Below are 17,596 nucleotides of genomic sequence, written 5' to 3' on the forward strand. Positions count from 1 at the left end.
CAGCTCTTTATAAATTTGCCAAAGATTGGGGCTTTTTATAATCTATTTTAAAATTCTGTGCTAAATTTACACAAAATTTATCTTATTTAGTTTAGGAGGAGTAATGATTTACGATAACATCGTTAAAACGATTGGCAATACACCTATTGTAAAGATAAAAACAGGTGCTGATGAAGCCGAAATTTACGTAAAACTAGAGTTTTTTAACCCAGGTGGCTCTGTAAAAGATAGGATTGCATTTAATATGATAACTAAAATGCTAGCTGACGGTACGCTAAAACATGGTGATACTATCGTTGAGCCAACGAGCGGAAATACTGGTATTGGTGTAGCGATGTGCGGTGCTGCACTTGGTTTTAAAGTGATACTTTGCATGCCAGAGAGCATGAGTATCGAAAGACGCAAGATCGTTGCTGCTTATGGCGCACAGCTTGAGCTTACTCCAGCGTCTGGTGGTATGAAAGCAGCGATCGCAAGAGCTACAGAGCTAGCAGCTCAGCCAAATCACGTAATGCTAAGCCAGTTTGAAAACAAGTATAACCCACAAGCTCACGAACTAACAACAGCTGCTGAGATCGTGGCTGATTTTAGTAAGCTTGATGCATTTGTAGCTGGTGTTGGCACAGGTGGTACAATAAGTGGCGTAGCAAAAATTTTAAAAGAAAAGGGCTATGATACTAAGATCATCGCAGTTGAGCCTGAGGCATCGCCGGTTTTAAGTGGTGGCAACCCAGGACCACATAAAATTCAAGGCATTGGAGCCGGATTTTTACCAAATACTATGAATATGAACTTAGTTAGCGAGGTAGAAAAAGTAAGCAACGATGACGCACTAAACGCAGCTAGAGCAATTGCAAAAAGTGATGGACTCATGATAGGTATAAGCGGTGGTGCTGCTTACGTGGCTGCAAAAAGAGTAGCTAAAAGACTTGGCGCTGGCAAAAAAGTACTTTTCATAGCTCCAGATAATGGTGAAAGATACTTAAGCACAGAGCTTTACGGAGCATAAAAATATGCGGGAGAGTCTAAAGGAGCTAGTTCAAACTGTTCGTGAAAAAGACCCATCTGTACATAAGTGTTGCTTTTTGGCAATACTTATAAACACTCCTGGTATTCATGCGGTTTTGTTTCATAAAATTTCTCATTTTTTATATAAAAAAGAACGTTTTTTTCTAGCTAGACTCATCTCACAAATTGCAAGATTTTTAACAGGCATTGAGATCCACCCTGGCGCAAAGATCGGTAGGAGATTTTTTATAGATCATGGCATGGGTGTGGTTATCGGTGAGACAGCTGAGATAGGCGATGATGTAATGATGTATCATCAAGTAACACTTGGAGGCACCGGAAAAGAGTGTGGCAAAAGGCACCCGACTGTAAAAAATGGTGTGACTATCGCAGCTGGCTCGAAAATACTAGGTGCCATAACGATCGGCGAAAATGCCAAGATCGGCGCAAACTCGGTCGTGCTAAAAAATGTCCCAGCAAACGCGACAGTCGTTGGTATACCAGCAAGAATAGTTCGAGTAAATGGGACAAAATTTGAACCAGAATTTATTATCTAATTTTAGAATTTAAATAAATTTATTTTTGCTCTTTGTATTTTAAAATTTGAGCATAAATTTCATCTTTTAGTTTTAATTTTTCTTTCTTTAAACCATCAAGCTCTGATGGTTTTGCTAGATTCTCATCTATTTTTTTATTTAGCTCATCATGTTTTTTGCAAAGAGTAGCAAAACGAGCATCGGTTTTCTTTAGCTCATTTATAAGGTCTGTATATTCATGTAACATATCGGCTCCTATAAAAATTTGAGAAATTTTATCAAGACTTTGTAAATGTTTGGATATAAAATAAACACCAAGTCATTGCTTAAATTTTTAAAAAGAGCAAGTAGAAAAATTTATTTTATACGTATTTAAATTCTTCAGGTTTGTGTTTGCTTTTTACAACGCGCTTGGTTAGACGTATTCCATCAACGGTACCGATGACTAAAAGCTTTGATCCTGTTCCTACTAATGTGTCACCATTTGGCATTGGTACAAAATTATTATTTATATCTCTAATGCCTACTATATCTGCATTTGTGATATTTCGTAGATGAGTCTCTTTTAGTCTTTTAAATCTTATCCAAGAGTAATCAGGAACAAGAATTTCTTCTATATCGATAGGTGAATTTTTTGTATACAAAAACTGCTCTAATAAATTTTCCATGTCCGGCCTTACGCTCATGGCACTTAATCGCTGCGCGACTAAGCGAGATGGACTTACCACATTGTCGGCGCCTAATTTTTTTAATCTTTGCGTATCGTCTTCTGTCTCTGCATTTGTGATGATATGATAAGGCTTTCTGCGACCTATCTCTTTTTCATAAAGTCTTACAGATGCTATAAGGGCGATATTATCAGCAATATTTGAGCTAAGAGTTATAAGTCCTTTTGCGCTTGATAGATGTGTTTTCAAAAAGGCAATTTGTGTGTGTGGCTGAGCTTTTATGAAATATGGATATTTATAAATTTGAGCTAGCTCTGCGATATCTTCTCTATCATCGACCACTACAAAAGGTATATGATTTTCGCGAAATTGAGCACTAAGTTCGATTGTGTATAGATTGTGATAACAAATAACGAAGTGATTTTTTAGTCTTGCGATCCTATAAAGCATGCGTCGTTCCTTTAAAATGCTAATTAATGTACCTCTTTTTAAAACCTCAACCACAATACCAATCGATAGTGTAAATATAATAAAACCAATAAGTATAAATGTGATAGTAAAAATTCTGCCCTTTGGAGTTATTGGAGCAACTTCGGTAAAACCAACTGTTGTAAAAGTCATACCAGCTTGGTAAAAGGCATCTATTAGCGAGAAATTATCTATTAAGACATAACCTAATGTTCCAAAAAGTAACAGTAATACGACTGAAATTAGTGGAAATCTAAAAGGTTTTAATTGTTCGTAAAGCTCAGTATCTAGGCTTATTTCTGGTTTTGTAGAGTTTGACCAGTTGAGGAATTTTAAAAGTCTTGAGAGAAAAGACATAAATTCCTCTTCATATTATATTCTTAGTTTGATTGTTTTTTCATCGTTCTTAGAGTAGAAGCAGCAACTTTTATCTTTCTTGTAGTACCATCTTCTAGTGTAACGCGAATCGTTCTAAGATTTGGCAAGAATCTTCTTTTAGTTTTATTGTTAGCGTGGCTCACATTGTTGCCTATCATCGGTCCTTTGCCTGTTATCGCACATCTTTTTGACATTTTTTTTCCTTATAAACAAAAATTTCTGCTGATTTTATCTAAAACAAACAAAAGTAATGCTTAAATAGATTCTTTTTTAAAAGAATTGATTTTTATTTATAATCTAGATAAAATAACGCCTTTGCCTATAATTATAAATAGCAAAAATATTTAGAAATCTTGAGTGATAAAAAATGCTTAGTAAAGAGTTGATCGAAAAAAATGTTGATTTTGTTTTACAGATGCCAACTCTTTTTGAAAAGGTCGAGCACTTTTTGTTAGCTGGTAATGTAACTGAAGCAGTTATTACTTTACAAAATATAGCATCTTTTAAAACTTATTTTAGCTCCATTTTTAAGCGTGCAAAATTTGATATTCCTTATGATGGTAATGATTTGGTAGTAATAGCAAATATGCTTGGCGTTGATACTTTTAGAGCGATAGTGCTTTCTTATTTTATATTTTTAAAATCCCCAAAAATTTATAAGGTATTTAATTTTAAAATCGTCGATTTGATCGAGCTTAATGCCAAAATTTTATCAGATTGGCTAAAGGTATTAAATTCTTTTAAAGAAAAACGATACAACTATTTATCGCTTGCTCCGTATTCTATGGCCTGTATTATAGTGTGTGAGAATTTGTTTTCAAAATATCCATCTTGTATGTCAGATGTTATTTTGTATTCTGATGTAAGCTATAATAAAATTTTGCAAAAAAAATATGGCTTTAGTCTTTGGGATATTTTTTTAAAAGCAATGAATATGAATAAGCAATCATTAAGCAAGATTGATAAAGAGATGCTTTGCTTTTTTGAGATTTTGCTCTCTTATGAGTCTAGCAGGCCTGAATTTTATGATTTTGGAGTTGATAAAATTTTAGATATCAATATTTATCCAGAGATGCAAACCATTATATTTATTAAAAAAGCTCTACAAAAATGAAATTAACTTTTAATGGTTCTATGGCTATTATAAGACCTTTTGGTTTTTTGGAAGCAGAGAATGTTCCATTAAAATTAAGTGAAAAATATATAAACCAAATTTCATCGCGTGATATCAGCGCTATACTGCTTTCACTAAAAAAAGTTACATTTTTTAGTCCTATTTGGCTTGGTAGAGTAATTGAAAATTTAAGCGAAGAAGCGCAAAAGCTTGGCGTGGTATTTGCGATTTGCGATTACAATGAAATTTTTTATGAATTGATGATGAGAACAGTTAAGAATATTTTAAATATCTCGATGTTTGAAAGTGAAAATATCGCAAGCTTGTTTTTAAATAAATTTCTAAATAACGCAAATGGCAAAGTATTCATTTATAACTCAACTGAGCAGTACAAACACTATTTAGCTAATTATCTCAAAAATCGCTCATTTGATGTGATTGAGGCTAGAGATGCAACCGAGTTTAATAAAAAAAAGAATTTATATAGTCATGCAGTATCGCAGCTAAATCATGTGAGATTAAGACAAAATCAGATAGATACTTTTATAAAAGATGGTGTCGTTATTTATGCCATAAAAAGTTTTATGGATTCAGATTTTATTGAAGATTTTGATATGTCAGCTCATGACATTATGCTAAAAATCGGATATAAATTTTTTATTTTATGGGTAAATATTTCTGGTGCTTTAAATATAAGGGGTGCAAGATTTCTAATCAAACTTGCTAGCATTAGCAAAAGATCAGGTGCATTTATTTCGCTTTGTGGTATAAACGAATCAAATTTATCTATTGAATTAGTAACGTATCTTAAAGATGCAAATATATTTATCTATAAAAATTTAAATGACTTTTACAAAGATGACACTATTTTTTATCTTAAAAAAAGAGACTTTGATGCAGAGCCAGTAGATATCAACAAGAGCGTTGCTCAAATTTCATCTTATGTGACGCAAATTGCGAGCAAAATTATCTCACAGTTAGCAGAAGAAGAAATTTTGTGCGTTGATACCAAAGTTAGTGCGCTTGACATAGAGGATGAGTGCGATTACTTGCGTATTTGTGTTCAGTATTATGGTGATATTTACGCAAGAGTGCTATTTGGAGTAAAAAAAGATAAATTAGACAAAATTTGCTCTATTTTTATGCCTGAAGGCAATGATTCAAATGATTATTTAAGTGGATATTCTCAAATTTTTAGTATCATTACGGATAAATTTTTGACTCATCTTTGGCAAAAAGGCATAAAAGTAAAAGTTAGCTTGCCTAAAATTTTATCCGATGATGTTTTTTTCGATCACAATAGTGTAGGCATCATGAATAGACTAGATGTAAAAGATGACGAAATAGGCTTTGTATTTGTAACCAAGTAAGGAGAAGAAATGTATGTTGCACCTAGTATTTTATCGGCTGATTTTGGAAATTTGGCAGCTGAGATAAGAGCTATTTGTGAGGCTGGGTGCGATCTGGTGCATGTTGATGTTATGGATGGGCATTTTGTGCCAAATTTAACTATCGGACCAGTTGTGGTAAATGCCGTTGCAAAAGCAGCCACGAAGCCACTTGATATACATTTGATGGTTGAGAATAACTCGTTTTTTGCCGACATTTTTTTGCCGCTAAAGCCGAAATTTTTAACCTTTCACATTGAAGAAGAGAAGCATCCATTAAGGCTCATCGATCACATCAGAAAAAATGGCGTTGGCCCTGGCATCGTGCTAAATCCGCATACGCCAGTTAGTGCGATCGAGCATATCATAGATGAAGTGGATATGGTGCTTTTGATGAGTGTAAATCCTGGTTTTGGCGGTCAGAAATTTATGCCAGTCGTGCTTGAAAAAACAAGGGCACTAAGGGAGTTGATAGAACGAAAAAACGCCAAGTGCCTTATCGAAGTGGACGGTGGCGTAAACGGACTAAATGCGCCTGATCTTGAAGAGGCTGGAGCTGATATTTTGGTGGCTGGTAACTACATCTTCTCATCAAATTCTTACGAACAAGCCATCCGCGCCATAAAGCTTGAGTTTTGAAACCAAAAAAACAGCGTTTAGAAAATAGCATAGAAATTTTAGCTAGGCAAAATTTAGGCTATCATGAGTTTATTTTAAGATTTAGCGATATCGAAGAAATTTCGTCGCTCATTGACGTGCGCGATCTTGATATGTGGCGAACTCTTGGGCTTGACATCACTAGAAATGAAGAGAATGAGATCGAGCTTGGTACGAGATTTAGAGATATTAGCGAGCAGGAATTTTGTGTGGTTGATATCGAAACGACTGGCGGCACTACAAACGGACAGATCATTGAAATCGGTGCAATAAAAATGAAAAATGGCGTTGAGATAGGGCGTTTTGAAAGCTTTGTGGCAGCTAATGTGGTGCCTGAAAATATCACCGAGCTAACCGGCATAAAGGCGAGCGATTTAGTTGGCGCGCCAAATTTGCTAAACGTGCTTGAGCGGTTCAAAATATTTCTAGGAACTAGCGTCTTTATCGCTCATAATGTAAATTTTGACTACGGCTTTATCTCTCACAGCTTAAATGAAATCGGCCTTGGTATGCTGCTAAATAGGAAGCTTTGCACCATCGATCTTAGCCGCCGCACTATCGCTTCGCAAAAATACGGACTTGGCTCGCTAAAAGAGCTTCTTGGCATAAACAATACCCACCACAGAGCGTTAAATGACGCAATAGCTGCAGCTGAAATTTTTAAAGTTTGTCTCACGCGCCTACCCTTTAGTATCCAAACGACAGAGGATCTCATAAGCTTTAGCAAAACAGCTCCAAGCGTGAAGCTAAAACCTGAACCAGTTTTGTGTGCGAATTAGCGATAAAAAATTATCCACAATCCTAAATTTAATCATTAATTTTTATGCGATCTTTGTTTTTAAAGGATTGTGGGCAGTTTGCTAAATTTTACAAAAAAGGAGGCAAATGAGCCAGAAAAATTTAGTTTCAAATTTTATCTCAGCTGGCGATGATATGCTCACTTTTTTGTCAAATTTTGGTGAAAATTGGTGCGTGAGTAACGATGGGACGGAGTTTATAGAACAAAATTTGACCTTTATCGGCTCAAAGCCAGTTTTACAAAATTTAAAAGGTTACAAAACGGCTGAATATAAAAATTTTACCGACATTAAAAAATTTCTCAGCTCAAATCCAAACATGAAAAGTAAAATTTTAAGTGGTGAGATAACCTACATCGGCGACAACTTAACAAATATAGAGGTTAAATTTGCGCCTGAGTATTTTTACGATTTTTTAAAATTTATAGTTGAAAATATCCCAGAGCATCACTATTTTTGTAGTCCCAAGGAGGGCTGGATATTGTTTATTGCGATGGAGGGATATGTGGAATTTGGCATTTTGCATTAACAGGCTTATTAACTTTATTTTTATGCAGTTGTCTAAATTTGTCCACAAAGGTAAAATGTTAAAGAAAAATTATTCGTAAAAATTCTTAAAATTAACAAAAAACTGAGCTTGCATCCTAACACCGCTTGTTGCTAGCAAAATTTAATCAATTTTTTTATATAATCCCTATTTTTCACAAAGGCAAAAAGATGGATAGAAAATCTTGGAGTTCAAGGCTCACATACATTTTAGCTGTTGCAGGAGCTACGGTCGGCTTTGGTGCGACGTGGCGTTTTCCGTATTTAGTCGGGCAAAACGGCGGCGGTGCCTATGTGCTCGTGTTTTGTATCGCGATGATCGTGATTGGCATACCGATGATTTTAGCCGAAAACGCGATCGGTAGACGCCTAAAATGCAACGCTGTGGATGCCTTTGGTGGATCGATAAATGGCAAAAAGATCAGCAAAAAGTGGCAGATCGTTGGCTGGATGGGGCTTGTTGGTGCATTTGGCATTATGGCTTACTACATGGTTATTGGTGGCTGGGTGCTAAACTACATCGCCCAAATTTCATTTGGTTTGCTTGATCTCTCGCATGTGGTTAGTTTTGAGGAGACAAGTGCGTTTTATGAGCAAAATATCGTAAGCAATCCACTTGCTATCAGCTTTGCGACTCTTGTTTTTGTGCTGGTTAATTACGCTATTTTGGTGCAGGGTGCGGTCGGCGGTATCGAGCGATCAGCGAAATTTTTAATGCCACTACTTTTTATTTTAATGCTTATTATGATCGCTAAAAATATCACGCTTGATGGTGCAATAGAAGGCGTAAAATTTTACTTAACGCCTAATTTCTCAAAGATAAATTTAAAGCTTTTTGTTGATGTTTTGGGGCAGGTATTTTTTGCGCTCTCGCTTGGTTTTGGTGTGATGATCACGCTTTCTAGCTTTGTGAAAAAGGATGAGGGTTTGGTTAAAATTTCTATCATTACAGGCATTTTAAATACGGTAATCGCTGTGCTTGCAGGCTTTATGATCTTCCCTTCTCTTTTTAGCTATGGTGTATCGCCAGATAGTGGCCCAAGTTTGGTATTTAAATCACTACCAATTGTTTTTTCTCACATGCCATTTGGTGGTTTTTTCGCGGTTGCGTTTTTTATACTTTTAATGATTGCTGCACTTACGACATCACTACCAATATATGAAGTAATAATCACGACACTTCAAGAAAAATTTAAGATAAAACGCAAAAAAGCAATATTTTTAGTCCTTGGAGGTATATTTATTTTAGGAAATTTACCTTCGCTGATGGCCACAAACATACTAAGTCATGTAAGCATTTTTGGTAAGAATATTTTTGATGCATATGATGCAATAAGCGCAACGATATTTTTTGTATTTACTTCATTTGGTTGCGCAATATTCGTAGGTTGGGTGCTAAAAGATGATGCAAAAAAAGAAATTTTGCAAGGTAGCGAAAAACATACAAAACTAATAAATATCTGGTTTTGGTATATCAAATTCGTCGTGCCGTTTATCATTTTGGTGCTTTTTATTAGCTCGTTTTACGATAATTTTTTAAAATAGGGCGTAAAAATATGTTTTATTTTTTACTCGGTATTTACTTTTTTTACGTTGCCGCAAAGGCGTGGCTGGCAATATTGCAGATAAGCTTTATCTGCGCGGAGGCTAAAAAGCCGGCCGTCGTATTAGAGCAGAATGAATACGAAACCGCCGCCGCCGCAGCGATAACGAATCAAAAATTTGAGATAGCAAGCCTTTTTTATCACGCAGCGATATTTATGATGTGGGCGTGCTGGGGGCTTGGCGCGATATCGGGATATGCTTATAAAACGGGAGATATAGGCGACAACATCTTTATGGTTATGGTATTTTTGCTCGTTTCGTCGCTGCTAGAACTACCGCTAAATATCTACGAAACCTTCGTCAAAGATAAAAAGCTCGGCTTTTCAAACGTAACGCCTAAAATTTTTGCGCTTGATCTACTTAAAACGCTCGCGCTAACGCTGGTTTTTGGCACGCTGTTTGTGTGGCTGGTACTACTTTGCATTAGATTTTTGGGCGATTTTTGGTGGTTTTGGGCGTTTTTGCTTAGCTTTGCCGTCGCGCTCGTTATAAATCTCATCTACCCGACGCTCATCGCGCCTATCTTTAACAAAATGCAGCCGCTAGAAGAGGGAGAGCTAAAAAGCAGTATAGAAGGGCTTTTAGCGCAGTGTGGGTTTAAAAGTAGCGGCGTTTTTACGATAGACGCCAGCAAGCGCGATAACCGTCTAAACGCCTATTTTGGCGGCCTTGGCGCGACTAAACGCGTGGTACTTTTCGACACGCTCGTTAAAAAACTAAGCCTAGAGGAGATAATCGCCGTTTTAGGGCATGAGCTGGGGCACTTTAAGCACAAAGATATCCTAAAAATGATCGCTCTAAGCGCGGTTATGCTTTTTGCGATGTTTTTTATATTTGGCAACATCCCTGACGCGGCGTATCAAGCGCTTGGGCTTTATAGCGGAGGCGGCGGAGTGATCGTGTTTTTGCTGCTTTTTTCGCCGATTTTCGGGTTTTTATTTTCGCCGGTGAGCTCGTATTTTAGCCGCGCGAACGAATTTGGCGCCGATAGATTCGCTGGCGAAATTTCAAACAAAGCCGACATGATAAGCGCGCTAAAAAAACTAGCCAGCGAAAACAAGGCCTTCCCGAAGGCTCATCCGCTCTATGCGTTCGTCTATCACTCGCACCCAAGCCTTTTTGAGCGTATAAACGAGCTGGAAAATGAAAATTGAAGAGGCTCTTAAAGAGGCTAGTTTAAGGTTAAACTCACTTTGCCAAAATCCAAGCAGAGTGGCTAAAATTTTGCTTATGAACTATCTTGATGTAAGTATTGAATGGATATTTTTAAATCAAAAAAAAGAATTTGATGAGAGTGGCTATTTTGCTCTAGTTAAAAGGTATGAAAACTACGAGCCTCTTGAATATATAACTGGTAAAGCTAGCTTTTATGGGCTTGATTTTTACGTGGAAAGTGGAGTGCTGATCCCAAGACCTGAAACAGAAATTTTAGTGGATAAAGTAATAGAAATTTCACGCGAATATAATGAACCAAAGATCGTAGAAATAGGTACAGGAAGTGGAATTATTAGTATCATGCTAGCTCTAAAAACAAAGGCAAATATCGTAGCGACAGACATCAACGAAAAAGCTTTGATGCTTGCTAAAAAAAATGCAGATAAATTTGATGTAGGTGGGAGGATCAAATTTTTAAACTGCTCTTATGTGGATGAAATTTTAGAAGATATTGATATTTTAGTTTCAAATCCGCCATATATTGCAAGAGGCTATAAACTTAGTAAATTTGTACTAAATGAGCCAGAAAGTGCGCTCTTTGGAGGTGAAGTAGGAGATGAAATCTTAAAAGACATTATTCTCATAGCCAAAGATCGTAATATCAAAAACGTTGCTTGTGAGATGGGGTACGATCAAAAAGCAAGTATGCAAAAATTCTTAGAGGCCAATGGTTTTGAATATAGCTTTTACAAGGATTTGGCTGGCTTTGATAGAGGCTTTTGCGCGAAGTTAAAAATATAAAGGAGAGAATTTGAGAGGAGTTTATTTTTTGCTTTTGGCAGTACTTATAGGAGCTGAGCTAACGCTTGGTATTTTGGTAGCGCCAGTCATATTTTTCCCGCAAAGTATCATAGGAGATGGCGTACTTACGCATTTTATGAGCGGTCAAATGATGACAAAGATATTTTTAAAATTTAATTATATTTTGCTTTTTATAAGCATAGTTATAATGATTAGCGAGCTATTTGATCTTAGAAAAAAGCTTATTTTTTCACTAAAATTTAGCATGTTAATGCTTGCTTTTTTAAATTTGGCTTTAGCTTTGAGCTTTGTATTTTTCTTTACACCTTTTATAGTTTATGCTCAAAATTTGGGGGTCGATGCGACACAGACGGCTGAATTTGCCAAAATGCATAGTGCAAGCGAATATGTGATGAAAATCATGCTTGTTGTGCAAATCATTTTATTTTTTGTGAAATTTAAGATTAACCAAAATGAATGCAAAGCCTGATATTCAAGTCTTAACAAATTTTCTAGCCGAATACACGAGCGCGATGGTGAGCGCTGGCACCTACACCGCACGCGTAGAAAAGTGCGTAGATCGCATAGCTAAACACTACGGCCACGACGTTAGTGTGACGATTTTTGTGAAGTATTTTACCATTAGCGTCATGGACTCGGCCGACAACTCTCTGCGCCGAACCTATGTGAAAAAGATCCCGTTTGGTCATGTGAGCTTTAACCGCATTTCCGAGCTTTCGTCGCTTAGCTGGCGGATTTTGGATGAAAATTTGAGTTTAGACGAGGCCAAAGAGCAGTTTGAGGGTGTCATGCGTATCGGGGCAAATAAATTTACAAGCTCGCTTATTTTAATAAGCCTTGCAAATGCGGCGTTTTGCAGGCTTTTTGGCGGCGATGCGGGCTCGGTCGTATGCGTATTTTTCGCTACGCTCGTGGGATATAGCCTTAAATTTGCACTTGCTAAAATGGGCGTAAATTTAAAAATCCAGTACGTTTTGGTCTCGTTTGTCGTCTCTTTTATCGCTTATCTTGGCGTATTTTACGGCTTTACGCATACTAGCGACGTCGCGATCGGCTCGTCGATACTCTTTTTGATGCCGGGCGTTTTTCTCATAAACTCGGTCTTTGATATCCTAAACGACAACACGCTCGTAGGTATCAGCAGGGCCGTGAGCACGGGCATCCTGATACTTTGTATCGCGGTGGGCGTCTATATCACGCTCTCGCTTAGCAATGCGGAGATTTTACATGTTTGAGCTTTTTACCGCGACTCTTATAGACGGCGCTTTTGCCGCTGTGGCGGGGCTTGGTTTTGCCTACGCTAGTTCTCCGCCTAAAAGGACTCTCGCGTTTTGCGCGCTGCTTGCGGCGTTTGCGCACGCTAGTCGCTTTTGGATCATGCAGATGGGATTTTTTAACATCAGCGTCGCCACGCTCATCGTCTCTTTTTTAAGCGGGATTTTAGGTATGCTCTTTGCCAAACGGCTAAAAGTGCCCGCCGAGATCATCGCATTTCCGGCACTTTTGCCGATGGTGCCGGGAGTTTACGCGTACAAGGGCATCTTGGCGCTGTTTTCGTTTCTAAACGAGACTGATATCGCTAAGAAAAACGAATACCTAATCATATTTTTCGACAACGCGATCACGACTACGACCGTCTCACTAGCCCTTGGCGTCGGGGTTTCTGTGGTGCTTATTTTATTTTACGATCAGTCTTTGATGATTACTCGCGGTGCTAAGTGCGATCTGGCGACGAGGAAAGTAAGTAAAAAGACAAATTAAAATAGTAAAAAGGTATAAATAAATAATGAATGAGTTAAAAGAACAATTAAAGTCCATAATACAAAAACAAGTGAATTTTTCAAAATTAAATTATCATATAGAAATAAAAATCGACCAACCAGTAAATTCAGATCAATTTCCAAATCAAGATTTTAGTTTTAAACGTATCGTTATTTTATGTGTTGAAGAAGAATTTATTATTTTTAGAAAGATAAATCAAGAAATAGGGGAGATTGTAAAAAAGATTGAAAAAATAAATAGTACGTATTTTGTTACATTTATTTTTGAAAAATGTGATGTCAAATTTTGGAATGAAGATATTAATCTTGATTGGCATATAAGATTTAAAGATAGCAATATAAATATTAATATCCAAGATATTGAGCTTGATGAAATTTATTTGTTAACTAAAAATTTTAATAATTGTACATTTGAAAATTTGAGCCTGCTAAGTAATGTTAAAACTTTGCATATTGATTTGAATTTTAATGATATCAAATTATTGCAGTTCGCTATAACTAAGATAGCAAATAATGGGGTTAATAAAATTAGTATTGGCAATACAAATATTGGTCAGGCAACAATCATTGATAATATTTTTAAAAGTGATTTTATAATTTATAGTTCTCAAATTGATTCCATTGAAGTTAGAGATGTTGATTTTGAAGCATTAGCAGAGTTTAGAACAGTTGTTTTTAAAAATAAGTTTGATTTTGAAGAAATTTCGTATAAAGGGCTTGTTTTATTTGACAAATGTCTTTTTAATACAAAAGCGGAATTTAAATATATTACTTTTGAAAAATTTACTTCTTTTAGAGGTTCTGTTTTTAATAATGGCTTAAATCTTGACTTTACAAGTTGTGATAATGAAATTAATTTTTTCGGCATAAGTGGGCTTGATAAAACTGAATCTAAAAAGCATACATCGCAAGAAACATACCGTATTATAAAAAATAATTTTGAAAAAATCGGCAATAAAATTGAAGCCAATAAATATCATTCCCTAGAGTTAGAAAGCAAGAGAAGGGATCTTGAAAAAAACAAATGGGTAAATATGGGTGATTATATTGTATTTAAATTGCACCATATAAGTTCAAATCATTCTACAAATTGGGTTTTAGCATTATTGTGGATTATATTGGTGGGTTTTTTAACAACAATATTTCTTCATTTAAATGCGGCAAAAGAATTATTTATCAATCCATTTAAAGCATTTGACTACTTATTCAAGTATATTTATATAGGAAATATGGACGACGAATTAAAGCACAATTCGCTTGTATTTTTATTTAATAAAGTTTCGTTAGGCTACCTGTACTATCAATTTTTAACAGCTGTAAGAAAAGATACTAGAAAATAATTAATCTATTATTGCTTTAAAGGTAATCTAAAACAATAAAAGGCTTTGATGATTAATAGATTGCAACAAAAAGGATAAAGATGAAAATACGAATCTACTACGAAGATACCGATGCTGGTGGCATAGTCTATCATACAAACTACATAAAATTTTGCGAGCGAGCTAGAAGCGAAGCATTTTTTCAGGCTGGGCTAAATTTTACAAAAGAGAGTGGATATTTTGTAGTTTCATCGCTTGAGGCTAAATTTATAGCTTCTGCTGTGCTTGGCGATGAAGTATTTGTTAGAACCAAAATTTTAGAGCTTAAAAAAGCTAGTCTTGTTTTGGAGCAAGAAATTTATAAATTTGATGATAAAAATGTCGAAAAACTACTCTTTAGAGCGACGATTACGTTAGCCTTTATGAAAGAAGAAAAGCTCGCTAAGATAAATGACGAGATAAAGAAATTTTTGGAGAATTCTAAATTTTAGATCGTGGCTAAATTAAAAATTTAACTTTAGCCACTTTGTGCTTTTACATCGAGCTATTTTGATCGAGCAAAATTTCTTGATTTGCTTCGTCAAAGTGGTCGCCTTTTGCGTTATAAATTTTAACTCCATATAAGACTTGAGAGTTTTCAACCCTTTCGGTAAAGATTCTATCAGTACTTTTATCTATAAAATTTGTATATATATACTCGGCACCAAAAGCACTTGAATAGCCGATTTGCGAATATCTAAAATCTACATCAAAAAGATCACCAAGTCCTAAAAATAAGTCATTAACAGGATTTAACGAGTTTGCGATGAAAAGATTTTGTCTATCTCTTTGCGAGATGGCATTAAAGATATTTGGTAAAAAATTTATCTGTGTACTTAAGAGTGCATATGGTTTTATCTCAAAACCTCTCATCTGCGTTGCTACAAGAGAAGCTTTGACGATTGGGATGTTTAAAAATATACTTGCGTCATCAAACTTGGATTTTTTACTTAAAGTGTCGTTTAAATTTATATCTTTGCCTACAATAGAGGCTTCGTGATAATCGCTACTTTGCATGCGGACATATTCATTTAGCTTTTGCCCTAATGAACTACCATCATCAAATGCAACTATCTTTTCGTTCGAGTAAGCTAGCAAAGCTGAAATTTGGTCTTTATAATCAATGCCACCAAAGATCAAATTTGGCTTTGGATTTATGATAAAAGAGCTATGAACGCTTGGAATGTAGATAAGCTCATTTGGTAGGACTAGCGAATTTATAATGTTTGCACCATTTGATGTAAGGGCCGCGATAAAATAATTAAAGCCTTGTGCTCTAGCCGTTTGCATAGCATTTGTAAGACTTTGTGGGCTTTCATCGTTGCTATTTATAAACTTGATCTCAACATCTGCGTCTTGCTTTAAGACATAGCTTAAGACCGCATTTGATACAACATTTGCATAAGATTTTATAATCTTTTGCGGGATGATTACAGCGATTTTGCCGCTTTTATTAACTTTTAAAATAGCTTCGCCACCAAGAGAGATATAAAGTTCCAAAAGAGCGTCATCATCTATTTTTGTTGGTTCAAATCTCGCCATAAAGCTGGCCAGTAAATCAGCCTTGATAAGCTCATTTAAGCAGGTATTATCACAAAATTCTGGTTCTAAATTTATATAAGTAATCTTTGCTGGAGGTATGCTTGATAGACTTTGGTTTTTTGTAGTATTGTCCTCAAAATTTATCTCATCTTGTGATGCAAAAATAGTCGAAAAAATGGCTAAAAAAAGTAAAATTTTTCTCATATCACTCCTTTGATCTTTCTTAAATCATCTATAAAAATATTTTCAAAACTAGGATTTTTGCTGATCCACTCTGGCGAAAACGTTGGCAAAATAAGGCTATTTTCATTTTTTAAAATACTACCTCTTATGCTTGCAAATCCGCCTTTTAATAATAAATTTGGATATAAATGCATAAAAGCTTTCTCTCCTAAAGTCACGATTATCTTTGGCTTTATCAGCCTAATCTCTTCAAGCAAATAAGGACGACAAAGCTCGATAGAGCGGCTTAAAATCGGACTTTTATCATCATTTTGTGAAATTTCACACCGAAGTAGAAAACTTATATAAATTTCTTTTATATCTAAATTCAAACTATTTTTTATGGCATTTTCTAAAAATTTTTTACTGTTATTTTCATAAGAATCACTTTTTTTAGAAAATAATATAAACATAATTTTGCTATTTTCATTACCGATGCCAGCTGTTACGCCTTTTGAGCTATTTCGCAAAGAGCAAAGAGAACATTTTTTTACTTCGCAGTTTAGCTCATCAATATTGTTGTAGTTATGAAAATTGCTTAGACTAAGAAAATTTTTATCAATAAACTTATAGCCAATTAGTTTTAAGAAAAATAATTTTTTTAAAAGCCTATTGTCTTTATTAAAATTCATTTTTGGATTATAACTTGATTTGCTTAAAGTTTGAGTTGTGGCTTTTTAAGCTAAGTTATTCAAAGGAATTTAAGTATTGCTTTGATAAAATCCCACTTTTTATATTAACTTTAAGGATAGAAATGAAAAGGACTTATCAACCTCATAAAACCCCTAAAAAACGCACTCATGGCTTTCGCTTAAGAATGAAAACTAAAAATGGCCGAAAGGTAATAAACGCTAGACGTGCCAAAGGTAGAAAAAGATTGGCTGCTTAGCTGGTTTTGAGTCGTTAAGCGGCTCAAAAGAATTCTCTCAAGTTTATAAAGAGGCTAGCAAGTGGCATTGTGATGCTTGCATTGTTTTTTATAAACCAACAAATGAAAAAAAAATAGCAGTAGTTGCTAGTAAAAAAGTAGGAAAAGCGGTAGTTAGAAATAGAGCTAAAAGACTTTTGAGAGCCGCTTTTTTTAACATTTCTAGTGAATTAAAAGATGGCACATATATTATGATCGCAAAAAATGGAATTACAGAAATTTCATTTGAAAAAATTTGTAAAAATTTAAGTTGGTCTACAAAAAAAATGGGATGTTTAAAATGAAAAAAATTGCGATTAAAGCTATCGCTTTTTATCAAAAATATATTTCCATACTTCTACCAAAAAGCTGTCGCTATTACCCGACTTGCTCACAATACGCGATTTGGGAATTTCAAACAAATAGTTTTTTTTCTGCTTTTTTTGCAACATTTATGCGAATTTTAAGATGCAATCAACTTTTTAAAGGCGGTATCAACTACCCAATCATCTACAAAAAATTTAACTTATGTTTTATATCTCAAAAAAGTGATACCAGAAATGTAAATTTTTGGTTTGTCCCTTGTCAGAATGGTAAATTTTATGTCGTAAAAGTATTAGATAAATTAAAGGAAAAAAATTAAA

General features: G+C 35.1%; 23 protein-coding genes. 18 read left to right on the top strand and 5 right to left on the bottom strand.

Annotation, left to right across the window (positions count from 1 at the left end):
* The first annotated feature begins 103 nt into the window (after positions 1–103).
* Complete coding sequence (gene cysK, locus CYO92_RS06650; RefSeq protein ID WP_103589464.1) at positions 104–1,009, top strand: cysteine synthase A; 906 nt, start codon at positions 104–106, stop codon at positions 1,007–1,009.
* Between the two features lie 4 nt (positions 1,010–1,013).
* Complete coding sequence (gene epsC, locus CYO92_RS06655) at positions 1,014–1,565, top strand: serine O-acetyltransferase EpsC (protein ID WP_103589463.1); 552 nt, start codon at positions 1,014–1,016, stop codon at positions 1,563–1,565.
* A 19-nt stretch (positions 1,566–1,584) separates the two neighbouring features.
* On the opposite strand, the gene CYO92_RS06660 is transcribed toward epsC, so the two are convergent.
* The 3 genes from CYO92_RS06660 to rpmB all read right to left on the bottom strand — a co-directional run bounded on the left by CYO92_RS06660 (position 1,585) and on the right by rpmB (position 3,252).
* A complete protein-coding gene (locus CYO92_RS06660) occupies positions 1,585–1,791 on the bottom strand; it encodes a YdcH family protein (RefSeq protein ID WP_084041511.1) in 207 nt (68 codons plus the stop codon).
* A 115-nt stretch (positions 1,792–1,906) separates the two neighbouring features.
* Positions 1,907–3,037: a potassium channel family protein gene (locus CYO92_RS06665; RefSeq protein ID WP_021090478.1), complete on the bottom strand. Its 1,131-nt coding sequence runs from the start codon at positions 3,035–3,037 to the stop codon at positions 1,907–1,909.
* A gap of 23 nt (positions 3,038–3,060) precedes the next feature.
* Positions 3,061–3,252 (bottom strand): 50S ribosomal protein L28, encoded by a 192-nt coding sequence (gene rpmB, locus CYO92_RS06670; RefSeq protein WP_021090707.1) that lies wholly within the window; start codon positions 3,250–3,252, stop codon positions 3,061–3,063.
* A 173-nt stretch (positions 3,253–3,425) separates the two neighbouring features.
* Here rpmB and CYO92_RS06675 point away from each other — a divergent pair, with 173 nt between their 5' ends.
* The 13 genes from CYO92_RS06675 to CYO92_RS06735 all read left to right on the top strand — a co-directional run bounded on the left by CYO92_RS06675 (position 3,426) and on the right by CYO92_RS06735 (position 14,733).
* Positions 3,426–4,172, top strand: coding sequence for a hypothetical protein (locus CYO92_RS06675; protein ID WP_103589462.1), 747 nt, complete (start codon positions 3,426–3,428; stop codon positions 4,170–4,172).
* A complete protein-coding gene (locus tag CYO92_RS06680; RefSeq protein WP_103589461.1) occupies positions 4,169–5,542 on the top strand; it encodes an anti-sigma factor antagonist in 1,374 nt (457 codons plus the stop codon). Before CYO92_RS06675 ends, CYO92_RS06680 begins: the two co-directional genes overlap by 4 nt.
* 9 nt (positions 5,543–5,551) lie before the next feature.
* Positions 5,552–6,199 (top strand): ribulose-phosphate 3-epimerase, encoded by a 648-nt coding sequence (rpe, locus tag CYO92_RS06685; RefSeq protein WP_103589460.1) that lies wholly within the window; start codon positions 5,552–5,554, stop codon positions 6,197–6,199.
* Positions 6,196–6,996 carry a 3'-5' exonuclease gene (locus CYO92_RS06690; RefSeq protein ID WP_103589459.1) on the top strand — a complete coding sequence of 267 codons (801 nt, stop codon included), beginning with the start codon at positions 6,196–6,198 and terminating at the stop codon, positions 6,994–6,996. Before rpe ends, CYO92_RS06690 begins: the two co-directional genes overlap by 4 nt.
* A gap of 106 nt (positions 6,997–7,102) precedes the next feature.
* The gene (locus tag CYO92_RS06695; protein ID WP_103589458.1) at positions 7,103–7,543 is read left to right on the top strand and encodes a hypothetical protein; all 441 of its coding nucleotides are present in this window, start codon (positions 7,103–7,105) and stop codon (positions 7,541–7,543) included.
* 188 nt (positions 7,544–7,731) lie between these two features.
* Positions 7,732–9,105, top strand: coding sequence for a sodium-dependent transporter (locus tag CYO92_RS06700; protein WP_103589457.1), 1,374 nt, complete (start codon positions 7,732–7,734; stop codon positions 9,103–9,105).
* Between the two features lie 11 nt (positions 9,106–9,116).
* The gene (locus CYO92_RS06705; protein WP_103589456.1) at positions 9,117–10,319 is read left to right on the top strand and encodes a M48 family metallopeptidase; all 1,203 of its coding nucleotides are present in this window, start codon (positions 9,117–9,119) and stop codon (positions 10,317–10,319) included.
* Entirely contained in the window at positions 10,309–11,121 is an 813-nt protein-coding gene (gene prmC / locus CYO92_RS06710) for a peptide chain release factor N(5)-glutamine methyltransferase (protein WP_103589455.1), read from the top strand. Before CYO92_RS06705 ends, prmC begins: the two co-directional genes overlap by 11 nt.
* Before the next feature lie 10 nt (positions 11,122–11,131).
* The gene (locus tag CYO92_RS06715) at positions 11,132–11,611 is read left to right on the top strand and encodes a DUF4149 domain-containing protein (protein ID WP_103589454.1); all 480 of its coding nucleotides are present in this window, start codon (positions 11,132–11,134) and stop codon (positions 11,609–11,611) included.
* A complete protein-coding gene (locus tag CYO92_RS06720) occupies positions 11,595–12,377 on the top strand; it encodes a threonine/serine ThrE exporter family protein (RefSeq protein WP_103589453.1) in 783 nt (260 codons plus the stop codon). The genes CYO92_RS06715 and CYO92_RS06720 overlap by 17 nt, the downstream gene beginning before the upstream one ends.
* Positions 12,370–12,903, top strand: coding sequence for a threonine/serine exporter family protein (locus tag CYO92_RS06725; RefSeq protein ID WP_103589452.1), 534 nt, complete (start codon positions 12,370–12,372; stop codon positions 12,901–12,903). The genes CYO92_RS06720 and CYO92_RS06725 overlap by 8 nt, the downstream gene beginning before the upstream one ends.
* Before the next feature lie 25 nt (positions 12,904–12,928).
* Positions 12,929–14,263, top strand: coding sequence for a hypothetical protein (locus CYO92_RS06730; RefSeq protein ID WP_103589451.1), 1,335 nt, complete (start codon positions 12,929–12,931; stop codon positions 14,261–14,263).
* Between the two features lie 80 nt (positions 14,264–14,343).
* Positions 14,344–14,733 (top strand): YbgC/FadM family acyl-CoA thioesterase, encoded by a 390-nt coding sequence (locus tag CYO92_RS06735; RefSeq protein ID WP_103589450.1) that lies wholly within the window; start codon positions 14,344–14,346, stop codon positions 14,731–14,733.
* Positions 14,734–14,776: 43 nt separating this feature from the next.
* On the opposite strand, the gene CYO92_RS06740 is transcribed toward CYO92_RS06735, so the two are convergent.
* Positions 14,777–16,027, bottom strand: coding sequence for a hypothetical protein (locus tag CYO92_RS06740; protein WP_103589449.1), 1,251 nt, complete (start codon positions 16,025–16,027; stop codon positions 14,777–14,779).
* Positions 16,024–16,677: a uracil-DNA glycosylase family protein gene (locus tag CYO92_RS06745; protein ID WP_103589448.1), complete on the bottom strand. Its 654-nt coding sequence runs from the start codon at positions 16,675–16,677 to the stop codon at positions 16,024–16,026. The genes CYO92_RS06740 and CYO92_RS06745 overlap by 4 nt, the downstream gene beginning before the upstream one ends.
* A 122-nt stretch (positions 16,678–16,799) precedes the next feature.
* Here CYO92_RS06745 and rpmH point away from each other — a divergent pair, with 122 nt between their 5' ends.
* The 3 genes from rpmH to yidD are packed head-to-tail and all read left to right on the top strand — an operon-like array spanning position 16,800 to position 17,595.
* Positions 16,800–16,934, top strand: a complete 135-nt coding sequence (rpmH, locus tag CYO92_RS06750) for a 50S ribosomal protein L34 (RefSeq protein WP_002940373.1) — start codon at positions 16,800–16,802, stop codon at positions 16,932–16,934.
* Positions 16,922–17,257, top strand: a complete 336-nt coding sequence (rnpA, locus tag CYO92_RS06755; RefSeq protein WP_072594909.1) for a ribonuclease P protein component — start codon at positions 16,922–16,924, stop codon at positions 17,255–17,257. Before rpmH ends, rnpA begins: the two co-directional genes overlap by 13 nt.
* On the top strand, positions 17,254–17,595 hold the full coding sequence (gene yidD, locus CYO92_RS06760) for a membrane protein insertion efficiency factor YidD (RefSeq protein ID WP_103589447.1): 342 nt from the start codon (positions 17,254–17,256) through the stop codon (positions 17,593–17,595). Before rnpA ends, yidD begins: the two co-directional genes overlap by 4 nt.
* Position 17,596: the final 1 nt, after the last annotated feature.

The sequence above is a fragment of the Campylobacter concisus genome, from assembly GCF_002913715.1.
Classification (GTDB): Bacteria; Campylobacterota; Campylobacteria; order Campylobacterales; family Campylobacteraceae; genus Campylobacter_A; species Campylobacter_A concisus_AG.